At 65.5% G+C, this 18,680-nt stretch carries 19 protein-coding genes; 12 read left to right on the top strand and 7 right to left on the bottom strand.

Features of this window, described 5'->3' with window-relative positions; translation table 11 throughout:
- Nucleotides 1–31 precede the first annotated feature (31 nt).
- Nucleotides 32–913 carry an NAD(P)H-binding protein gene (locus AC56LV_RS00295; RefSeq protein ID WP_499556758.1) on the bottom strand — a complete coding sequence of 294 codons (882 nt, stop codon included), beginning with the start codon at nucleotides 911–913 and terminating at the stop codon, nucleotides 32–34.
- Nucleotides 914–1,064: 151 nt separating this feature from the next.
- Between AC56LV_RS00295 and AC56LV_RS00290 the strand changes: the two genes are divergently transcribed.
- From AC56LV_RS00290 to AC56LV_RS00280, 3 genes are all read left to right on the top strand, one after another.
- A complete protein-coding gene (locus tag AC56LV_RS00290; RefSeq protein ID WP_499556757.1) occupies nucleotides 1,065–2,093 on the top strand; it encodes a CDP-6-deoxy-delta-3,4-glucoseen reductase in 1,029 nt (342 codons plus the stop codon).
- Between the two features lie 6 nt (nucleotides 2,094–2,099).
- On the top strand, nucleotides 2,100–3,356 hold the full coding sequence (locus AC56LV_RS00285; protein WP_499555125.1) for an MFS transporter: 1,257 nt from the start codon (nucleotides 2,100–2,102) through the stop codon (nucleotides 3,354–3,356).
- 95 nt (nucleotides 3,357–3,451) lie between these two features.
- Nucleotides 3,452–3,844, top strand: coding sequence for an HPF/RaiA family ribosome-associated protein (locus AC56LV_RS00280; RefSeq protein WP_499555123.1), 393 nt, complete (start codon nucleotides 3,452–3,454; stop codon nucleotides 3,842–3,844).
- Nucleotides 3,845–3,926: 82 nt separating this feature from the next.
- Here the strand turns inward: AC56LV_RS00280 and AC56LV_RS00275 are convergent, their stop codons facing one another.
- A complete protein-coding gene (locus AC56LV_RS00275; RefSeq protein WP_499555121.1) occupies nucleotides 3,927–4,739 on the bottom strand; it encodes a helical backbone metal receptor in 813 nt (270 codons plus the stop codon).
- Nucleotides 4,740–4,865: 126 nt separating this feature from the next.
- Here AC56LV_RS00275 and AC56LV_RS00270 point away from each other — a divergent pair, with 126 nt between their 5' ends.
- Together AC56LV_RS00270 and sbcB are read left to right on the top strand one after the other, a co-directional pair.
- Complete coding sequence (locus tag AC56LV_RS00270; protein ID WP_499556756.1) at nucleotides 4,866–5,828, top strand: GGDEF domain-containing protein; 963 nt, start codon at nucleotides 4,866–4,868, stop codon at nucleotides 5,826–5,828.
- 107 nt (nucleotides 5,829–5,935) lie between these two features.
- Nucleotides 5,936–7,384 carry an exodeoxyribonuclease I gene (gene sbcB / locus AC56LV_RS00265; RefSeq protein ID WP_499555119.1) on the top strand — a complete coding sequence of 483 codons (1,449 nt, stop codon included), beginning with the start codon at nucleotides 5,936–5,938 and terminating at the stop codon, nucleotides 7,382–7,384.
- A gap of 190 nt (nucleotides 7,385–7,574) precedes the next feature.
- Here sbcB and pyrF read toward each other — a convergent pair whose 3' ends face one another.
- Nucleotides 7,575–8,402 (bottom strand): orotidine-5'-phosphate decarboxylase, encoded by an 828-nt coding sequence (gene pyrF, locus AC56LV_RS00260; protein WP_499555117.1) that lies wholly within the window; start codon nucleotides 8,400–8,402, stop codon nucleotides 7,575–7,577.
- Between the two features lie 149 nt (nucleotides 8,403–8,551).
- Here pyrF and AC56LV_RS00255 point away from each other — a divergent pair, with 149 nt between their 5' ends.
- The 7 genes from AC56LV_RS00255 to AC56LV_RS00225 all read left to right on the top strand — a co-directional run bounded on the left by AC56LV_RS00255 (nucleotide 8,552) and on the right by AC56LV_RS00225 (nucleotide 13,439).
- Nucleotides 8,552–9,163, top strand: coding sequence for a LemA family protein (locus tag AC56LV_RS00255; protein WP_499555115.1), 612 nt, complete (start codon nucleotides 8,552–8,554; stop codon nucleotides 9,161–9,163).
- 8 nt (nucleotides 9,164–9,171) lie between these two features.
- Nucleotides 9,172–10,020, top strand: coding sequence for a TPM domain-containing protein (locus AC56LV_RS00250; RefSeq protein WP_499555113.1), 849 nt, complete (start codon nucleotides 9,172–9,174; stop codon nucleotides 10,018–10,020).
- A 20-nt stretch (nucleotides 10,021–10,040) separates the two neighbouring features.
- A complete protein-coding gene (locus AC56LV_RS00245) occupies nucleotides 10,041–10,532 on the top strand; it encodes a TPM domain-containing protein (protein WP_499555111.1) in 492 nt (163 codons plus the stop codon).
- 44 nt (nucleotides 10,533–10,576) lie between these two features.
- Nucleotides 10,577–11,344: an SDR family NAD(P)-dependent oxidoreductase gene (locus AC56LV_RS00240; RefSeq protein WP_499555109.1), complete on the top strand. Its 768-nt coding sequence runs from the start codon at nucleotides 10,577–10,579 to the stop codon at nucleotides 11,342–11,344.
- Between the two features lie 569 nt (nucleotides 11,345–11,913).
- Complete coding sequence (locus tag AC56LV_RS00235) at nucleotides 11,914–12,219, top strand: hypothetical protein (protein WP_183553458.1); 306 nt, start codon at nucleotides 11,914–11,916, stop codon at nucleotides 12,217–12,219.
- Nucleotides 12,220–12,337: 118 nt separating this feature from the next.
- A complete protein-coding gene (locus tag AC56LV_RS00230) occupies nucleotides 12,338–12,763 on the top strand; it encodes a VanZ family protein (RefSeq protein WP_499555107.1) in 426 nt (141 codons plus the stop codon).
- A 151-nt stretch (nucleotides 12,764–12,914) separates the two neighbouring features.
- Nucleotides 12,915–13,439 carry a hypothetical protein gene (locus AC56LV_RS00225; RefSeq protein ID WP_499555105.1) on the top strand — a complete coding sequence of 175 codons (525 nt, stop codon included), beginning with the start codon at nucleotides 12,915–12,917 and terminating at the stop codon, nucleotides 13,437–13,439.
- A 98-nt stretch (nucleotides 13,440–13,537) separates the two neighbouring features.
- Here the strand turns inward: AC56LV_RS00225 and AC56LV_RS00220 are convergent, their stop codons facing one another.
- Genes AC56LV_RS00220 through galT form a run of 4 tightly spaced genes read right to left on the bottom strand, consistent with a single transcriptional unit; the run spans nucleotide 13,538 to nucleotide 18,642 of the window.
- Complete coding sequence (locus tag AC56LV_RS00220; RefSeq protein WP_499555103.1) at nucleotides 13,538–15,349, bottom strand: glycoside hydrolase family 2 protein; 1,812 nt, start codon at nucleotides 15,347–15,349, stop codon at nucleotides 13,538–13,540.
- Entirely contained in the window at nucleotides 15,336–16,451 is a 1,116-nt protein-coding gene (gene galK / locus AC56LV_RS00215; RefSeq protein ID WP_499555101.1) for a galactokinase, read from the bottom strand. Before galK ends, AC56LV_RS00220 begins: the two co-directional genes overlap by 14 nt.
- Nucleotides 16,448–17,551 (bottom strand): M24 family metallopeptidase, encoded by a 1,104-nt coding sequence (locus AC56LV_RS00210; RefSeq protein ID WP_499555099.1) that lies wholly within the window; start codon nucleotides 17,549–17,551, stop codon nucleotides 16,448–16,450. The genes galK and AC56LV_RS00210 overlap by 4 nt, the downstream gene beginning before the upstream one ends.
- Nucleotides 17,548–18,642, bottom strand: a complete 1,095-nt coding sequence (gene galT, locus AC56LV_RS00205; RefSeq protein WP_499555097.1) for a galactose-1-phosphate uridylyltransferase — start codon at nucleotides 18,640–18,642, stop codon at nucleotides 17,548–17,550. Before galT ends, AC56LV_RS00210 begins: the two co-directional genes overlap by 4 nt.
- Nucleotides 18,643–18,680 lie beyond the last annotated feature (38 nt).

Here is an 18,680-nt window from a genome sequence, read left to right as displayed (position 1 = left end):
GGATATAAGCGGGAATACCCGATGGCGTGGCTCAGCGCCGCAGGCGCGCCAGCGCCGTGGCGACGTCCGGGTACTGCAGACGCACGCGCAGCTCGCGCCGCAGGCGCGTGTTGTCGAGCTGGCGCGACTCGGACATGTACGACAGCAGCACCGGCGAGACCATCTGCGCCAGTTCGGCGCGCGGCAGACGCGGCGAGCGCGGCATGCCGAAGGTGTCGGCCACGGCGTCGAAGTAATCGGCCATCTTCATGCGCGTGTCGTCGACCGCGTGATATACACGCCCGGACCGGCCGCGTGTCAACGCCTGCAGCACGATGCGGGCCAGGTCGTCGGCGTGGATATGGTTGGTGTACACATCGTCCTCAAACCGCAGCGCGGGCGTGCCCTGCTCCAGGCGGCGCAGCGGCAGCCGGTCGGCGGCGTAGATGCCCGGCACGCGCAGGATCGACAGCGTCGCACCGGCCACCAGCGCCCACGCGCGCAGGATGCGCTCGGCGTCCGCGCGGCGCCGGGCGCGCCCGTTCTTCGGCGCCACCGGCCGGTACTCTTTCACCAGCGCCCCGCCGCAATCGCCATACACCCCGCTGGTGCTCACGTACACGATGCGGCGCACGGCCCCCAGCGCCGCCACCAGGTGGCGCGTGCGGCGGTCGGTATCGCCATCGGGCTGGGGCGGGGCCAGGTGCAGCACCCACGGCGCCAGATTGCGCAGGCGCGCCAGCGTGGCGGGCTGGTCGAGGTCGGCGACGACCGGCACCGCGCCGGCCGCGCGCAGCTCACAGCAGCGCTCGGGCTGGCTGGTCAGCGCAAACACGCGAAAACGCCCGGCCAGCAGCGGCAACAGGCGCATGCCGACGTCGCCGCAGCCGATGATCAACAGGCGCGGACGGGCAAAAGCGGAGCGGGATGGCATGGTCATAGGAAGATCGCGGGGTCGTGGAGGCGGCAACTGTAGCACAGGGCGCGCCCGGTAAAACAAGGGCGGGTGTAGAATGGCGGCATCTCGCCGCACGCCGGCGCACCCCACCAACCACCCGCGTTCGCGCCCCAACTTCTCCATCCGCATGACCTTCCAGATCACCGTCCAGCCCAGCGGCAGCCAGTTCGGCTGCGAAGCCGATGAAACCGTATTAGCCGCCGCAATCCGCGCCGGCGTCGGCCTGCCATATGGCTGCAAGAATGGCGCTTGCGGCTCGTGCAAGGGCAAGGTGCTCGATGGCGCCATCGAGCACAAGCCCTACCAGCAGCGCGCCCTCTCTGATATCGAAAAGACCGCCGGCATGGCGCTGTTCTGCTGCGCGATGCCGTCGGCCGACCTGGTGATCGAGGCGCGCGAAGTGGGCGGCAGCTCGGATTACCCGCTGCGCAAGATGCCCACCCGCGTCGCCGGCATCCGCAAGGCGGCGCCGGACGTCGCCATCGTCAACCTGCAATTGCCGGCCAATGAATTGCTGGCTTACCGCGCCGGCCAGTACATCGAATTTTTGCTCAAGGACGGCAAGCGCCGCGCGTATTCGATCGCCAATGCGCCGTCGTTCGAAGGCCCGCTCGAACTGCATATCCGCCATCTGCCCGGCGGCCTGTTCACCGACCACGTGTTCGGCGCGATGAAAGAGCGCGACATCCTGCGCTTCGAAGGTCCGCTCGGCACCTTCTTTTTACGCGAAGATTCCGACAAGCCGATCGTGCTGCTGGCGTCCGGCACCGGCTTTGCACCGGTCAAGGCCCTGGTCGAGCACCTGATGCACCTGAAGTCCACCCGCAAGGTCACGCTGTACTGGGGCGGCCGCCGCCCCCAAGACCTGTACATGGACGAATTGTGCCGCGCCTGGGAAACCACGCTGCCCGACTTCACCTACGTGCCGGTGATTTCGGATGCGCTGCCAGAGGACGCCTGGACGGGCCGCACCGGCTACGTGCACGCCGCCGTCGTGCAAGACATCATCGACCTTTCCGGCCACCAGGTGTATGCCTGCGGCGCGCCGCTCATGGTCGATTCGGCACGCCGCGATTACGTGGCGCTGTGCGGCCTGCCCGAGGACGAATTCTTCGCCGACGCGTTCACGACCGCCGCCGATCTCGCCAACGAGTAAGGGCCCATGCCGCTGATCTCACCGACCGGGCGCCTGGGTGTCCTGCGCAACCGCAACCTGGCGTTCTACCTGTCGGCGCGCTTTCTCGCCACCTTTGCCGTGCAGATGCAGAGCGTGGCGATCGGCTGGCAGGTGTACCAGATCACCGGCAGCCTGTTCGATCTTGGCTTGATCGGCCTGGCGCAGTTTGCGCCGTTCCTGGTGCTGATCCTGTGGGCCGGCCACGTGGCCGACCGCTACAACCGGCGCCTGATCGTGCTGTGCTGCATGGCCGTGCAACTGCTGTGCAGCGCAATGCTGATTGCGTTCACGGCCAGCGGCAGCACGACCGTGTGGCCCGTGTTCGCGATCCTGGTGCTGTTCGGCAGCGCCCGTGCCTTCATGATGCCGGCCTCGCAGGCGGTGCTCAAGAACCTGGTGCCGGACCGCGACTTCAGCCAGGCCGTGGCGCTGGGTTCCTCGACGATGCACGTGGCGATGATTCTCGGCCCGATCGTCGGCGGCCTGCTCTACGTGCTGGGTCCGCAGACGGTGCACATGACATCGGCCTCGCTGCTCGCGCTGGCGGTGCTGCTCATGACGAACACGCGCACCATCGCGCAGGTGATCAACAAGGCGCCCGTCAGCTGGCACACGCTGCTCGAAGGCTTGCGCTTCGTGCGTTCGCGCCCGATCGTGCTGGGCGCGATTTCACTCGACCTGTTCGCGGTGCTGTTCGGTGGAGCGACCGCCCTGCTGCCGGCCTACGCGCACGACATCCTGGGCGCCGGGCCGTCCGGCCTGGGCTTTCTGCGCACGGCGCCGGGCATGGGCGCGGCCCTGTGCTCGGTGGCGCTGGTGATGTTTCCGATCACGCGCCGCGTCGGCGCCTGGATGTTCGGCGGCGTTGCCCTGTTCGGCCTGTGCGTGATCGTGCTGGGTCTGACTGACCACTTCGCGGTTGCGTTCGGCGCGCTGTTCCTGCTGGGCGTGGGCGACATGGTCAGCGTGTATATCCGCCACCTGCTGGTGCAGTACGAAACGCCGGACGATATCCGCGGGCGTGTGAGCGCCGTGAACTCGGTGTTCATCGGCGCCTCGAACGAGCTCGGTGAATTCGAGTCCGGCGTCACGGCCGGCTGGCTCGGATTGACGCGCGCGATTTTGCTCGGCGGCGTGGCGACGCTGGTCGTGACGGGCGTCTGGGCGATGCTGTTTCCGGTGCTGTCGCGGATGGACCGTTTTCCGCACCACGAGGCAGCACGCGATAAAGACGTGGTCTGACGGCTGCATGCCGGGTCGAGCACGGTTGGCGGAGCGGACGCGGTAAAAATCGCTGGGCGTGTAAGATAAAGCCATAACGATTACAGGAGCCATCCATGCAGATCAAAGTCAATACCGATAACACCATCACCAAGCACCAGGGCCTGGACGAGCACGTGGATACCGTCTTGCGCGCTTCCATCGGCCGTTTCAGCGAGCAGGTTACCCGCGTCGACGTTCACCTGAGCGACGAGAACAAGGAAAAGAAAGCGGACGGCGGCAACCATTGCATGCTCGAAGCACGCCTGGCCGGCGTGGCCCCGATCGTCGTGCACGATCACGCGAACGACCTGCACCAGGCCATCAACAACGCCAGCGGCAAGCTGGCCCGCGCGCTCGACAGCACCATCGGCCGCCTGCACGACAAGCATCGCCATACCGCCGTCCCGGTGGTCAGCGTTGACGGCGACATCGACCCGACTGCCGACAAGCACCTGACCGATAACTGATCAGTGCCCGCAGGACCCTGCGCCCGCCATGGGCGCAGGGGCAACCAGCATGCCGTGCCTTCAAGTAGTTAGCGCGGCGCGCCTAGCCGGCCGCACCTTCCAGCATCTCTCGCAACGTCTCCAGATAGTTCACACCCGCCAGCGCGCGGCTACCGTACCACGACAGCATTTCGCCATCGACCAGCAGCACGGGAATGCCAATCTGTTTTTCCAGCGCGTCCACGTGCGCCTGCGTGAAGCGGTAGGGTTCGGTCGACAGCAGCACGGCGTCAAGCCCATCGACCAGGCTGTCCGACCACGTAAAGCGCGGGTAACGGTCTTCGCCCAACTGCGGCACGCGCCAGCCCAGTTCGGCCAGCATCGCCGCGATATACGTATTGGCGGAGATGCTCATCCACGGATCCTGCCAGATGCAGTACAGCACCGTGCGTGATGGACCGGCGGGTCGGGCACGCAGCGCGGCCAATGCCTGTGTGAAGGCGATGCACCAGGATTCGGCAGCATCCTGCACGCCGAAGATGCCGCCCAGCAGGCGGGCCAGCGCCAGATTGTCCTGCGGCGTCACCGGATGCGTGACGATCACGTGCGGCACGAATTGCACCAGCGCGTCGTAGGTCGGTCGCGTGTTTTCATCGAGATTGACGACGACGTGGGTGGGCGCCAGCGCCCGGATCTTGTCGAGATTGACGTCCTTGGTGCCGCCGACCTTGGGAATGGCGACCACGATGTCCTTGGGATGGATGCAGAAACCCGTGCGGCCGACGAGCTGCGGCGCCAGGCCCAGGTCGCACAATAATTCGGTGATCGACGGCACGAGGGAAACGATGCGCGCGGCTGGCGCCGGCTGGTGTGCCTGACCCAGCGCGTCGGTCAGGTCAGTGGCGGAAAGTGTCATACAGGTTGGTCATGGTAGTTTAAGTTTCGTCAAACGCGCAAGGGTGGCACAATCGGCTATGATCCCGCTGATGTAATAACACATGCAATCACGCATGCCAACGCGGCGTACCGCTTGAGGACTCACTTGGAACAGATCGGCACCTTCGGCACCAGCCGTACCCATATCAACGACTTGCAGCTGTTTCGCGACGAAACCGACCCTGACGTCGCCGCGATGCTGGCTGACTGCGCCATCGTGCGCGTGCCAAAAGGCGAGCGCATTGACGACAGCGGCCAGGCGCACCTGTATATCGTACTCTCGGGCCAGCTCGAAATCGAATCGGACGCGCACGCAGGCGACGAAACCGGCACCACCCGCGTCTTGCCGGGCGAAAGCGTGGGCGACCAGGCCGTGCTGGACGATGCCGCGAACCTGGCGGCCATGACGGCCCTGGAAGACAGCGAGCTCCTGGTGATCGAATCGAGCGTCGTCTGGACGCTGATCGACCGCTCGAGCGTGTTGGCGCGCAATCTGCTGCGCCTGCTGTCGTTCCGCATCCGCACCACCAACGCGCTGCTGCGCCGCCGCCAGAAGCTTGGCGAATTCTACCGCCAGCTGTCGCTCAATGATCCGCTTACGGGTCTGTACAACCGCGCCTGGCTCAATGACATGCTGCCGAAGCTGGCGGCGCGCGCGGCCCGCACCGGCAGCGGCCTGTCGATCGTGATGATTGACCTCGACCACTTCAAGCAATTCAACGATACACACGGCCACATCATCGGCGATGTCGCGCTGTCGGCCGCCGCCAGCCTGATCCGCGATGCGCTGCGCCCATCCGACTTCGCCGTGCGCTTCGGCGGCGAGGAAATGCTGGCTGTACTGCCCGACACCGGCATCGAACTGGCCACGATGGTGGCAGAGCGCCTGTGCCAGCGCCTGCGCGACACCGTCGTGTTTACCGACATGCGCGTGGCGCTGCCGCACCTGACCGCGTCGTTCGGCGTGGCCAGCCTGGGCGAGAACGGCGACGAATACGCGCTGATGGCAGCGGCCGACGCCGCCCTCTATCGGGCGAAAGAAGCCGGCCGCAACCGCGTCTCCAACTAGCGCCCAATGCCGTCCCGCACGGACCGTGACACCGGGCCGTGACGGGACGGCGCATCTGTGCCACCATGTCGCCGACGCTGTGATTGCAGCCAAGACAACAACAAGACATGAGCCCGCATACCTTCCTCTGGCACGACTACGAAACCTTTGGCGCGATCCCGCGCCGCGACCGCCCGGCCCAGTTCGCTGCGATCCGCACCGACGCTGAACTCAACGAGATCGGCGAGCCGATCATGCTGTACTGCCAGCCGGCCAATGATTTTTTGCCCGATCCGGAATCGTGCCTGATCACCGGCATCCTGCCGCAGCACTGCCTCGAGCACGGCGTGCCCGAGCACGAGTTCGCGCGCCAGATCGAGGCCGCGTTCAGCCAGCCTGATACGATCGGCGTCGGCTACAACACGATCCGCTTCGACGACGAAGTCACGCGCTACCTGTTCTGGCGCAACCTGATCGATCCATACGCGCGCGAGTGGCAGCACAACTGCGGCCGCTGGGACTTGCTCGACGTCGTGCGCATGGTGCATGCGCTGCGCCCGGACGGCATCGTGTGGCCGACCCGCGACGATGGCAAGCCGAGCTTCAAGCTGGAACACCTGAGCGCGGCCAACGGCCTGGCGCACGAGGCAGCGCACGATGCGCTGTCGGACGTGCGCGCGACCATTGCGCTGGCGCGCCTGATCCGCAGCAAGCAGCCGCGCCTGTTCGACTTTTGCCTGGAGCTGCGCCGCAAGGACCGCGTCGCCGCGGAGATCGGCCTGCACCAGGCCCCTGCCGAGCGCCAGCCCTTCCTGCACGTGTCCGGCATGTTCCCGGTCGAGAACGGCTGCCTGGCCCTCGTCTATCCGCTGGCGCAGCACCCCACCAACAAGAATGAAATCCTGGTCTGGGATTGCCGCTACGATCCGTCCGAACTGTTCGCGCTGGACGCCGAGACGATCCGCACGCGCATGTTCACGCGCACCGACGACTTGCCGGAAGGCGTCACGCGCCTGCCGATCAAGAGCGTGCACCTGAACAAGTCGCCGATGCTGGTGGCCAATCTCAAGACGCTGCAGCCCGACCTGGCCACGCGCTGGGATATCGATCTCGAACAGGGCCGCGCGCACGCCGCGCTGGCCGCTGCCGGCCCCGACCTGCGCGCCGTCTGGGCGCAGGTGCTGCAAAAGCCGGCATCCGGCACGCCCGTCGATGTGGATGAAGATCTGTATGGCGGCTTCGTCAGCAAGGATGACCGGCGCCAGCTGGAATCGATTCGCATGCAAATGCCCGCGGCCCTCACCGGCAAGCGCGTCAGCTTCGACGACGAGCGCCTCAACGAACTGCTGCTGCGCTACCGGGCACGCAACTTCCCCGAGACGCTGTCGGAAGAAGAAATGCAGACCTGGGAAGCGCACCGCGCAGCGCGCCTGTTCGAGGGCGCCGGCGGGGCCAGAACCATCGATCAATTGTTCCAGGAGATCGATGCATTGTCGGAGACGGCCGACGAACGGGCCGAGGCGATTCTTGGCGCGCTGTACGACTATGCAGAAATGATTGCGCCCGAACTGCACTGAAAGTCGGCGACACGTAGGGTGGACGGCTGGCCGTCCACGCGTTCAAACTCACTTGAACCCGTAGCGCATTGATGTTGATTGAACGCGTGGACGGGAAACCCGTCCACCCTACCGCCGTTACACCATTACGCCATTACGCCGTTAGCCGTTACGCCGCTACGACATTACGCCAAACGGCGTGATGTTTTCATCAGGCCGCGTTGCGCGCCGCATTGATCGCGTCGCGCGTTTCCGTCGCCACGCGTCGTGCTGCCTGCGCAAAATCTTCACCATCCTGCGGCGTCGCATACAAAATCGCACGCGACGAATTGATCATCATGCCGGCGCCGCCCGCCGTGCGGCCTGCCCTGACGGTCGCCTCGACATCGCCACCCTGCGCGCCCACGCCCGGAATCAGCAGTGGCATGTCGCCCACCAGTGCCCGCACCTGCGCGATCTCTTCCGGGAACGTGGCGCCCACCACCAGCGCGCACTGGCCGTTGCGGTTCCACTTGTCGGCCACCAGTTGCGCCACGTGCTGGTACAGCGGACGGCCGCCCACGTCCAGGAATTGCAGGTCTGAGCCGCCCGCGTTCGACGTGCGGCACAGCACGATCACGCCGCGGTCCGGCCACGCCATGTATGGCTCGACCGAATCGAAGCCCATGTATGGATTGACGGTCACCGCATCGGCGCCGTAGCGGTCGAACGCTTCGCGTGCGTACTGGTGCGCAGTAGCGCCGATGTCGCCGCGCTTGGCGTCGAGCACCAGCGGGATGTGTGGATACGTCTCGCGCAGATAGGTGCAGATTTCTTCAAGCTGGTCTTCGGCGCGAAGCGCGGCGAAATAGGCGATCTGCGGCTTGAAGGCACAGGCCAGGTCGGCGGTGGCGTCGATGATGGCCTTGCAGAACTGCACGATCGCATCCGGCTGGCCGGCCAGGTGCGCCGGGAAGCGCGCCAGGTCCGGGTCGAGGCCCACACACAGCAGCGAATCGTTGCGGGTCCATGCAGCCGCCAGTTTTTGAATGAAAGTCACGTCGAGCCCCTTGTATCCGAATAATTGCAAACCCATTATTGTACCCGCCGCCATGCGGTCCCCTGCCCCTCGGGGTTGCAGGAACACCAATTGCGGCGCGTTTCAGGTATATTTTGATTATTCGACAACTTGCACGGACCTTTACTGCCATGACTACGACCTTTATTTCCCGCTGGACCCGCCTCATCGGCAGCGCCATTCTCGCCGGCGTCCTGCTCTCGGGCTGCGGCTACAACGATTTCCAGACCAAGGATGAAGCGACCAAGGCCGCCTGGAGCGAAGTGGTCAACCAGTACCAGCGCCGGGCCGACCTGATCCCGAACCTGGTCAACACGGTCAAGGGCTATGCCTCGCACGAACGTGAAACGCTCGAAGCCGTGACGCGCGCCCGCGCCTCGGCCACCAGCTTCCAGATCACCCCGGAAGTGCTGAACAACCCGGAAGCATTCCAGAAGTTCCAGCAGGTGCAGGGTGAATTGTCGAGCGCATTGTCGCGCCTGATGGTGGTGTCCGAAAAATACCCGGACCTGAAAGCCGACACCAGCTTCCGCGACCTGGCCTCGCAGCTCGAAGGCACCGAGAACCGCATCACGGTGGCTCGCCAGCGCTACATCGCGTCGGTCCAGGATTACAACGTGACCGTGCGCCAGTTCCCGAAGAACCTGACGGCCATGGTGTTCGGCTACGAGACGAAGCCATCGTTCACGGTGGAGAATGAAAAAGCGATCTCGACCGCACCAGCAGTCGACTTCGGCAAGTAAGGCTGGCAATGACGGCCTTCCTGCGCTTGTTCTCCACGCTCCTGTTCTCACTGGCGACGCTGCTCGCCGGCGCCGCGCCGGCCCATGCACAGCTCAAGGAGGTGCCGAAGCTCACCACGCGCGTGACCGACCAGGCCGGCATGCTCGACGCCACCCAGCGCCAGCGCCTGGAAGCCGTGCTGGCCGATTATGAAGCCAAGACAGGCAGCCAGATCGCCGTGCTGCTCGTCAAGTCAACCGAGCCCGAAGCCATCGAGGCCTACAGCATCCGTGTCACCGATGCCTGGAAACTCGGCCGCAAGGGCGTCGACGACGGCGTGCTGCTGGTGGTTGCACCCGGCAACCCGTCGGCGCTGCGCCGCCTGCGGATCGAGGCCGGCCGTGGCGTACAGGGCGTGCTGACCGATGCCCAATCCAAGCGCATCCTGCAGGACGTGATCGCGCCGCACTTCAGGGAACAACATTTCTATGAAGGCTTGGTCGCCGGCGTGGGCGCCATTGCCACGCTGCTGAACCAGGAAGCCTTCCCGGCGCCTGCGCAGCAAGCACAGCAACGGCAGGAGGCCGCGGGCGGCGGCGGGATTCCGTTGATCGCCATCTTTGCGATCCTCATCGGTGCATTCCTGCTGCGCTCAGTCTTCGGCGGCAAGCGTGGCCGTACGGTCGCCAGTAGCCGCGGCCGCTCGAACTGGGGCGGCGCGACGACCGGCTTCATCCTCGGCAATATCATCGGCAATATGAGCAATGGCGGTGGTGGTGGCTTCGGCGGTGGCGGCGGAGGTGGTGGCTTCGGCGGCGGCGGGTTTTCAGGTGGTGGTGGCGGCTTTGACGGCGGCGGCGCCTCGGGAGACTGGTAATGGGATCGATCGCACAAAAAATGACTCGCGCGTGGCGCCACGCCACCAGCAGCGCGGCCGAGGCCCGGCGCGCGTTTCCTGAAATGACGCTGACGGCCATTGCCGAGGCCATCGATGCCGGTGAGCGCACGCACCGCGGCGAAGTGCGCCTGATCGTCGAGAAGGCCCTGCCCTTCGACGCGGCCTGGGACGGCATGACCAACCGCCAGCGCGCGCTCGCCCTGTTCGCCGACTACGGCGTGTGGGATACCGAAGACAATTGCGGCGTGCTGATCTACGTGAATCTGGCCGAGCACAAGGTCGACATCGTGGCCGACCGGGGCATCGACCGCAAGATCGACGCCGCTACCTGGCAAGCAGTGTGCCGCACGCTGACGGCAGGCTTCAGGGACGGGCACTTCCATGACGCCACGCTGGCGGCCGTGGCGCAGGTCAACGACCTGCTGCACCAGCACTTTCCGGCCAGCGGCGAGCGCACCAACGAGTTGCCCGACCGGCCCATCATGCTCTAGCAGCAGTAGAATGGCGGCTTTTGCCACAGCGTCGAAAGCCCGCCATGAAACTACATCAGAAAATCGCCATCGTCACCGGGGCCAGCCAGGGCATCGGCCTGGCCTGCGCCGAGCGCCTCGTGCGCGAAGGCGCGCGCGTCATGCTCGTCGATATCCGGCCCGAAATCGAGCAAGCCGCTGCCAGCCTGGGCGACGCAGCCCGCGCCTACCGCGCCGATGTCGGCATCAAGGTCGAGGTCGATGCGATGATCGCGGCCACGCTGGCCGCATTCGGCCGCATCGATATCCTGATCAACAATGCCGGCGTGACCCACGCCGCCGAATTCCTCGACCTGCACGAGGACGATTTCGACCGCGTGCTGCGCATCAACCTGAAATCGATGTTCCTGTGCAGCCAGGCGGCGGCGCGCGACATGGTGGCGCGCGGCGAAGGCGGCTGCATCATCAATATGTCGAGCGTGAATGCCGAGCTGACGATCCCGAACCAGGTCCCGTACGTGATCTCGAAAGGCGGCGTCAACCAGCTCACGCGTGTGGCCGCCATCGCCCTGGCCCAGTACGACATTCGCGTGAACGCCATCGGCCCTGGCACCATCCTGACCGAACTGGCGAAAAAGGCAGTGCTGGGCAGCCCGGAAGCACGGCACACGATCCTGTCGCGCACCCCACTGGGCCGGTGCGGCGAACCGGAAGAAGTCGCGTCGATCGCCGCCTTCCTGGCCAGCGACGACGCCTCGTACATGACCGGCCAGACCCTGTATGCCGATGGTGGCCGCATGGCGCTGAACTACACCGTGCCGGTGCGTGATTGATATGTCGCCGGCCACGGCCGAGAGATATTGACAGATCACATGTCTGGTATCCGAAAACGCAATTGGACGCTGGATCACCGAATCCCTATAGTTACACCTGTCTCCACTATTCTCCTCCAAGAAAATAGTTTCAAGCCCGCCCAGCGGGCTTTTTTTTTGCCTGGACAGTTTGCGCGGCCCACGTCATTTGGGGCCGTATTGTCATAAGCCCAATTCTGTCATCACATTTCCTGCTGTTTTATCCGATCCTTGACGACGGTCACTGACCCGTCACAATCCCTGCCTATACTCGAATGCACCTGACACACACGTAACCGATATGCGTGGTGCCAGCAGGTGTGGAGCGCTCCGTGCGCTGCACACCAACCCGGTTTCCGCACTCTTGGCCCGTTCTCGGGTTCTGCCCGCCCAGCGCGGGCATTTTTTTCGGCATTGTCGCAACTTGGGCCAGAAAAAATTGTCTATGTGCTTGAAGCCGTCTTCAATAGGGCTATCATGAAGCTGCGACGTCCCACCTTGTCCAGCGGGTGGTGACCGCGTACAACGAAACGACCACGGGAGATTGTCCGATGAGTTTACGTGTACCAGAAACATCGCTTTCGCCAGACAGTTGCCGTCGCCATCAGGATTCAAGCGACCTCGTTCTCAGCGAACTCAATCCGCGCGCCGTGGTCGACGATATCGATCGCGACAGCGTCCCCCTCAATCTGCTGACGTTTGGCAGCGTCCGCGAAGTGTGTCCCAAGTGCCGGCGGGCACACCTGAAACTCGTGTTACGACAGGCGAGCGTGCGCGTGGCGCACCTGTTCTGCGCCGACTGCGCCAGCTGTTTCGACGCCCATTACGCCGACGGCGCCCCTGCGCTGACGATTTGACGCACGTCGCGTTGGGCGGCCAGCGCACGGGCCTGCGGCAACGGGCACACAAGGTGCGCCTGGCATGGTAACGTTGACGTTTGCCCCGTCACCGTTACTGTACTGTCACCACGTCGCCATGCCTGCCCTGTCTCCCCTGTTGTACGCCGAACCCCGTCACCGCCGTGCCATGCACGCTGCGGCACTGCTCATTTTTACCTGCATCGTGATCGCCGGCTCGGTCCCCGGCGCACGTGCCGAGGTGGGTGAATACGCGTCCGGCATCGTGCTGCACAGCCTGGCCTATGCCGGCCTCGCGACGCTGTGGTTCCTGGGCAGCACCGGCAGCACGCTGCAACGCGCGCTCAAGGCGGTGCTGGCGATTGCGCTGATGGGCGCCTTCGACGAGGGCGTGCAACACTTCCTGCCGTACCGCTCGGGCGCAGTGCACGACTGGCTGGTCGATGTCAGTGCCGCGACCGTCGCGGCCACGGCATTGGCCGCGCTGCTTGCGCGCATACCAGCGCCGCACGCGCTGCGCGCTGCGGCTGAACGGGCGCGCTGACCATCGTTATCCGATCGGGTTCCCGTCACCGCCCGCCTGCTTGATCCAACCGCCCTCCCGGCGCGGCAGCTGGAACGCTGCCGCGCTTTCTGCCTCTTATCCTCGTGGCGCAGCATCGTCACGTTCCCACTATCACTACGAGGAGTTGATCATGAAGCAATCGCACCAGAGCATGGCCATGGCAGGCCTGCTGGCGGTCGTGCTCACCATAACGGGCTGCGCCAGCGACATGTACAGTGACGCAACGAGCAGCAGCAACGATGATGTCGCCAGCAGGGGCGACGTGGACCGCATTGTGACCAGCTCGGCCATCACGTCGGCCAGTGCGGGGACGTCCGGCAGCAAGGGTGCCACCGAATCGGGCAGTGCCGGCATGCAGGACGAGCGTGGCGACCGGCCCGCCGCCGCCGCTGCGCGCACGCCAGCGCCAAATGGCACGGTGCTGTCCATCGCCGCCGCTGCTGCTGCCCAGAGTGGTGTGAGCACAAGCGACGCGTCCATGGGCGCCAGTGGCACGGCCGGCACCTCCGGCAGTGGCGGTGGCAGCGCCGACCAGGCCTACCGCGTCACGGTACGGATGGACGACGGCAGCACCCAGGTCATCACGTACCCAGGCACACCCGACTTCCGCATCGGCGAGCGCATCAATGTGACGGGCGGCGCAATCCGGCGCTGACCGCATGCGCTCGTACAAAGGCCACATGCGCCTGCGCGACATGTGGCCTGGTAGACGCTCAGCGGGCAGGCCGTACAGGCCCTGCCCCCGGAAAGGCGTTACGGCGTGCCAGGATCCTTGCCCTCTTCCACCGCGCGCTGGAACAGTGGCATATTGCGCGTGGCGGCGCTGATCACATCGAGCGGCAGTTTCGGCGAGCGATCGGCATTCAGCAAGCCATTGGCTTCCTGGAACGTGTCCGTGAACTGCGTGTAGCAGAAACCACTGAACATGAACGTCTCGTTGACCACCTGCAGCAGGCGCCGGTACTGCTTCAGATAGCTTTCGGCCGTGTGCGCGCGGCTGTAGCCCCACGTGGTTTCGTCGGGATTGGGCGTCTGCTTCGGATCGTAGGCGATGCCGCCGAATTCCGTCAGCACGATCGGCTGGCCGCGATGCGGGAAGCCATCAAGCGTCAGGATGCGACCACCAGGGCGGCGCTGATCGAACAGCGTGCGCACCGGGTCGGTGACGGCGTAGCGCGCCAGCACTTTCTCGGGATCGCTGTCGTAGTCGTGGATACCCAGGATATCGGTGGCCGACGCCTCCCAGCCATCGTTGCCGATCACGGGGCGGGTGGAGTCGAGCGTGCGCGTCAGGTGGTACAGCGCCTCGACGGCATTGCGATGCGCCTGCGTGAGCGTCAGGTTCGGCACACCCCACGACTCATTGAAAGCCACCCAGACGATGATGCACGGGTGGCTGTAGTCGCGCTCGATTGCCTCGGTCCACTCCTTGACCATGCGCGTGATCGCGCGCGGGCTGAAGCGGTAGGCCGATGGCATTTCTTCCCACACCATCAGGCCCAGCTTGTCGGCCCAGTAAAGAAAGCGCGGATCCTCGATCTTCTGGTGCTTGCGTACGCCATTAAAGCCCATCAGCTTGGCCAGCTCGACGTCGCGCTTCAGGTGCTCGTCGGACGGGGCCGTCATGAACGATTCCGGCCAGTAGCCCTGGTCCAGCACCAGGCGCAGCTGGTACGGGCGGCCATTGAGCATGAAGCGGTCACGGTTGATCGACACCGAGCGCAGCGCCGTGTACGAGCGGATGCGGTCCAGCACCACGTCGCCTGCGCGCAGGGTCACTTCGGCATCGAGCAAGGTCGGGCGTTCCGGGCTCCACAGGATCTCATTGCGCGAATCGTCGATCCCCGGATCGGACAGCGCGATCTTGCGGTTCGCCTCACCATTGAGCAGCTTGTAGTAATCGTCGGCCAGCAACTGGTCGCCGTGCCAGATCTTGACTTCGACAAACAGCTCTTCCTGGATATCGCCGGTGGCAAACACTTCGCAGCCGATTTCATAGGTCTCGAACACCGGCGTCCAGCGCAGCTTCTGGATATACGTCTGCGAGACCTGCTCGATCCAGACAGTCTGCCAGATGCCCGTGGTGCGTGGATACCAGATCGAGTGCGCATCGAGCAGCCAGTCCTGCTTGCCGCGCGGCTTGGCCAGGTCGGCCGGATCGTCTTCGACCCAAACCGTGACGACCTGCTTGCCATCCGCGTTCAGGGTGCCGGAAATATCGGCGGAAAACGGCGTGTGTCCACCCTCGTGCTCGACGACCAGTTGGCCGTTGACCCAGACGCGTGCGCTGTAGTCGACCGCGCCGAAGTGCAGGATCGTGCGCCCATCCATGGGCATGACCTCGAATTCGCGCTGGTACCAGACGAAGCGGTGAAAGCCCGTGTCCTCGATGCCGCTCATCGCGGTTTCCGGCGCAAACGGCACGGTGATTTCATGCGTCCATTCCTTCACGTCCGACGGCAGCGTGTAGTGCCCTTCGTCATCGAAGCAGAACTGCCATGTGCCGTTCAGGTTCTGCCACTGGTCGCGCACCAGTTGCGGACGCGGATATTCAAACTGATTCATTCTTGTCCTTTCTGTCAGTTGGCACCGGAATCAGGATGCGTCCCTGGACGTCATTGCCTGGTCCATGGTGGTCGTGATACGCCGCCAGCGCGGTAGCGGCTGCTTCTTGCGCCTGCCCCTTGCGGCACAGGGCGACGCAGGCGCCGCCGAAGCCGGCGCCGGTCAGGCGCGCGCCCAGCACGCCTGGCGCAGCGCGCAGCGCCTCGCACAGGACGTCGAGCGCGCGGATCGAGACTTCGTAATCGTCACGCAGGCTCACGTGCGACGCGTTCATCAGTTCGCCGAAGCGTTCGGCGTCGACGCCCTTGGCGGCCTCGAGCACGCGCAGGTTTTCCTGCACCACGTGGCGGGCCCGTTCGCGCAGTGGCGACGGCAGCGTCTCGACCGATGCCGGGTCGACCACGTCGCGCAGCGCCGTCACGCCCAGGATGCGCGAGGCTTCTTCGCATTCGGCGCGGCGTTCGTTGTACTTGCTGGCCGCCAGCGTGCGCGCCACGCCCGAATCGATCACGATCAGTTCGGTCTCTGGCGGCAGTGCCGACAGGTGGTGTTCGAGCGTGCGCGCATCGATGAACAGCATATTGGTTTCATCGGCCAGGCTCGACGCCATCTGGTCCATGATCCCGCAGTTCACGTGCGCGTACTCGATTTCGGCGCGCTGGGCGATGCGCGCCAGCTTGACGTCGTCGAGCTCGAACCCCAGCAGCGCGCGCATGGCGCGCAGCGTGGCCACTTCGAGCGCGGCCGACGACGACAGGCCCGAGCCCACCGGCAGGTCGGTCTCGACGTACACGCGCAGCGGCGGCACCTCGATGCCCTCGGCCTGCACGAGGCGGATGCAGCCCTCGATATAGCTGCCGAAGCCCTGCGGCGCGCTGCTGTCCTTCGCGAACGTGACAGTCGCGTCGAAGTTGGGCGAATAGAAGTGGAAATGGTCGTCGCCACTGCGGCTCATGGCCACCAGCGTGCGCTGGGGCGTGGCCACCGGCAGCATGAAGCCGTCGTTGTAGTCGGTGTGCTCGCCCAGCAGGTTCACGCGGCCCGGAGCTGATGCGTTCACCTCGGGCGCGCCGCCAAAGAAGGTATCGGTCGTGATGGTCATGCGTCCACCTCCAGCCAGAGCGGCCGCTGACGGCCTTGGATATCCACCGACGGCCAGGCCGGGTCGAAGGTCAGGTTTTCGAGTCCGTCGGGGCCGAGCAGGAACGTGTCTTCGATCTTCATACCGTTATAACTTGGATTGAACGCAAATGCCATGCCCTGTTCGAGCTGCGTGGCCGTGCTGGGGGTAGCCACGATCTCGCGCGCCAGGTAGCCGGTGATGCCGCCCTGGTGGTGTTCGCGGATCGCGTCCTCGACGTCGGCGTGGTGATAGGCCTGGGCCAGCGCGTGATACACCGACGACAGCGATTTGCCCGGCGCCACGGCCGCCAGGCCGGTGGCCTCGAGCGCCATCAACGCGCGCTGGGCCGTTGGCGCCGAGCCAGCGCCGCCAAAGCTCACGAAACGCGTCAGGTTGGCATACAGGCCGTGGCGGCGCGCGCAGAACACGAGCATGGCGCGCTCGCCGATCGGCTCGTGCGATGGCGTCGCATGGCGAAACAGCGGCAAGCGCCGCGCACCGGCCACCAGCACCAGCGCCGGGTGGATGCCGCGGCGCCACAGCGCCTCGGCGCCGGCACCGGCCAATTGCTGCTCGGTCCAGTCGGGCCGGGCGCGGTGCAGCACCTCGGTCATCGCTTCGGCCGCTTCACGCCCCAGCAGGCGGTAGCGCGCCTGCTCGGCGTCGCCCAGCACCAGCTTGCGCTGGCGGAGCGGCAGCGGCAACGGCAGTTCGTCCGCCTGCGGGCGGTCCGACAGCACCGGCCGGCCCTCGGCCGCGGCCAGCACGAAATGCTCGCGCAGCTCGGGTTCGGCCCATGGCTCGATATGAAAGCTGAACCCGGCCGGTACTTCTTCGAGGCGCAGGCGCTCGCCTTCGATCTGGTCGGTCAGCACGCAGGCGTCGCCCGCAGTGACCAGCACTTCGGCAATGCCCGTGTCGGTGGTGTGCAGCACGGCGCTCGAGCCGCCGGCCGTGACCCACGCGAACCAGTCGGTACCGCGCAGGCGCACGGCGCCGGCGCCGCTGGCGGCAAGGGTGGCGCGCAGCAGCGCGAGTTTGTCGGCGACCTCCTGGGCGCGCATATCGATGTCCGTCATGCGCCCTCCTCCAGGTCGATCTCGACCTGCTGCAATTCGTACGCTGTGGTCTCGGGCAGCACGTCCATCGCGAACATGCCAGCGGCCAGCTCGGTGCCGGCCAGGTATTTCAGGCGATCGCGCGTGCGGTACGGCGGATAGAACTGGGCGTGCAGCTGCGTCTCGGGATGCTCGGCGCCGTCGGTCGGCGCCTGGTACCACGCCATCAGGTACGGGAACGGCCGGTTCCATAGCGTCTCGTACTTGAGCAGCACGGTCTTGAGCGCGCGCGCCAGCGAGTCGCGCTGCGGCGGCGTGAGCGCCGCGAAATCCTTGCACGGCGCGGTCGGCATCACCCAGACCTCGTACGGATAACGGGCGCAGGCTGGCACGAAGGCGATGGCGAAATCGTCCTGGTACAGCACGCGCTTGCCATCGGCCGCTTCGTCGCGCGCCATGTCGCACAGCATGCTCGCGCCGTGCTGCTGGTAGTAGTCACGCTCTTGCGCGAGCATGCGCGCCGGGACCGACGGCACGAACGGGTACGAGTAGATCTGGCCGTGCGGATGGTGCAGCGTCACGCCCACTTCGGCGCCGCGGTTTTCGAACGGCAGCACGTACTGGATGTGCGGCAGGCTCCCCACGCGCGTGGTGCGATCGCCCCACACCTGCAGCAAGAGCGCAATGCGCGACAGCGGCAAGTGGGCCAGCGCCGTGTTCGGATCCTGCGTGAACACGACCACTTCGCACTGGCCATTGGCCGGCGCGGTCTGCACCGTCACCGACGGCGGATCGTGCGACTCGAGCGCCAGCGACGGAAAGCGGTTGTCAAACACGGCGATCTCGTAGTCGCCAGCCGGCATCTCGGTGGGATTGGCAGGGTCGATCGTCGGCGCCAGCGGGTTGTACTGGGGTGGCGGCTGATACGTGCGGTTCTGGCGGAACGCAGCATAGGTCACCCACTCGCCGCGCAGCGGATGCCAGCGCAGGTGCGGGTTGGCGTGCTGTGGATCGGAAAATGGGCTGGTTGCAACGAGGCCATCGGGGATGGGCCGGTTGCTGTAGAGAGTAAGGTTGCGTCCGTCCGGTTTTTTGAGTTCTTTACTGTGCATGGCAATCAATAAGGTTCGGTCACATCCGGCGCGAACGC

It is taken from the genome of Telluria sp. RB2R28, assembly GCF_059685835.1.
This window is presented reverse-complemented; position numbering and strand designations above follow the sequence as displayed.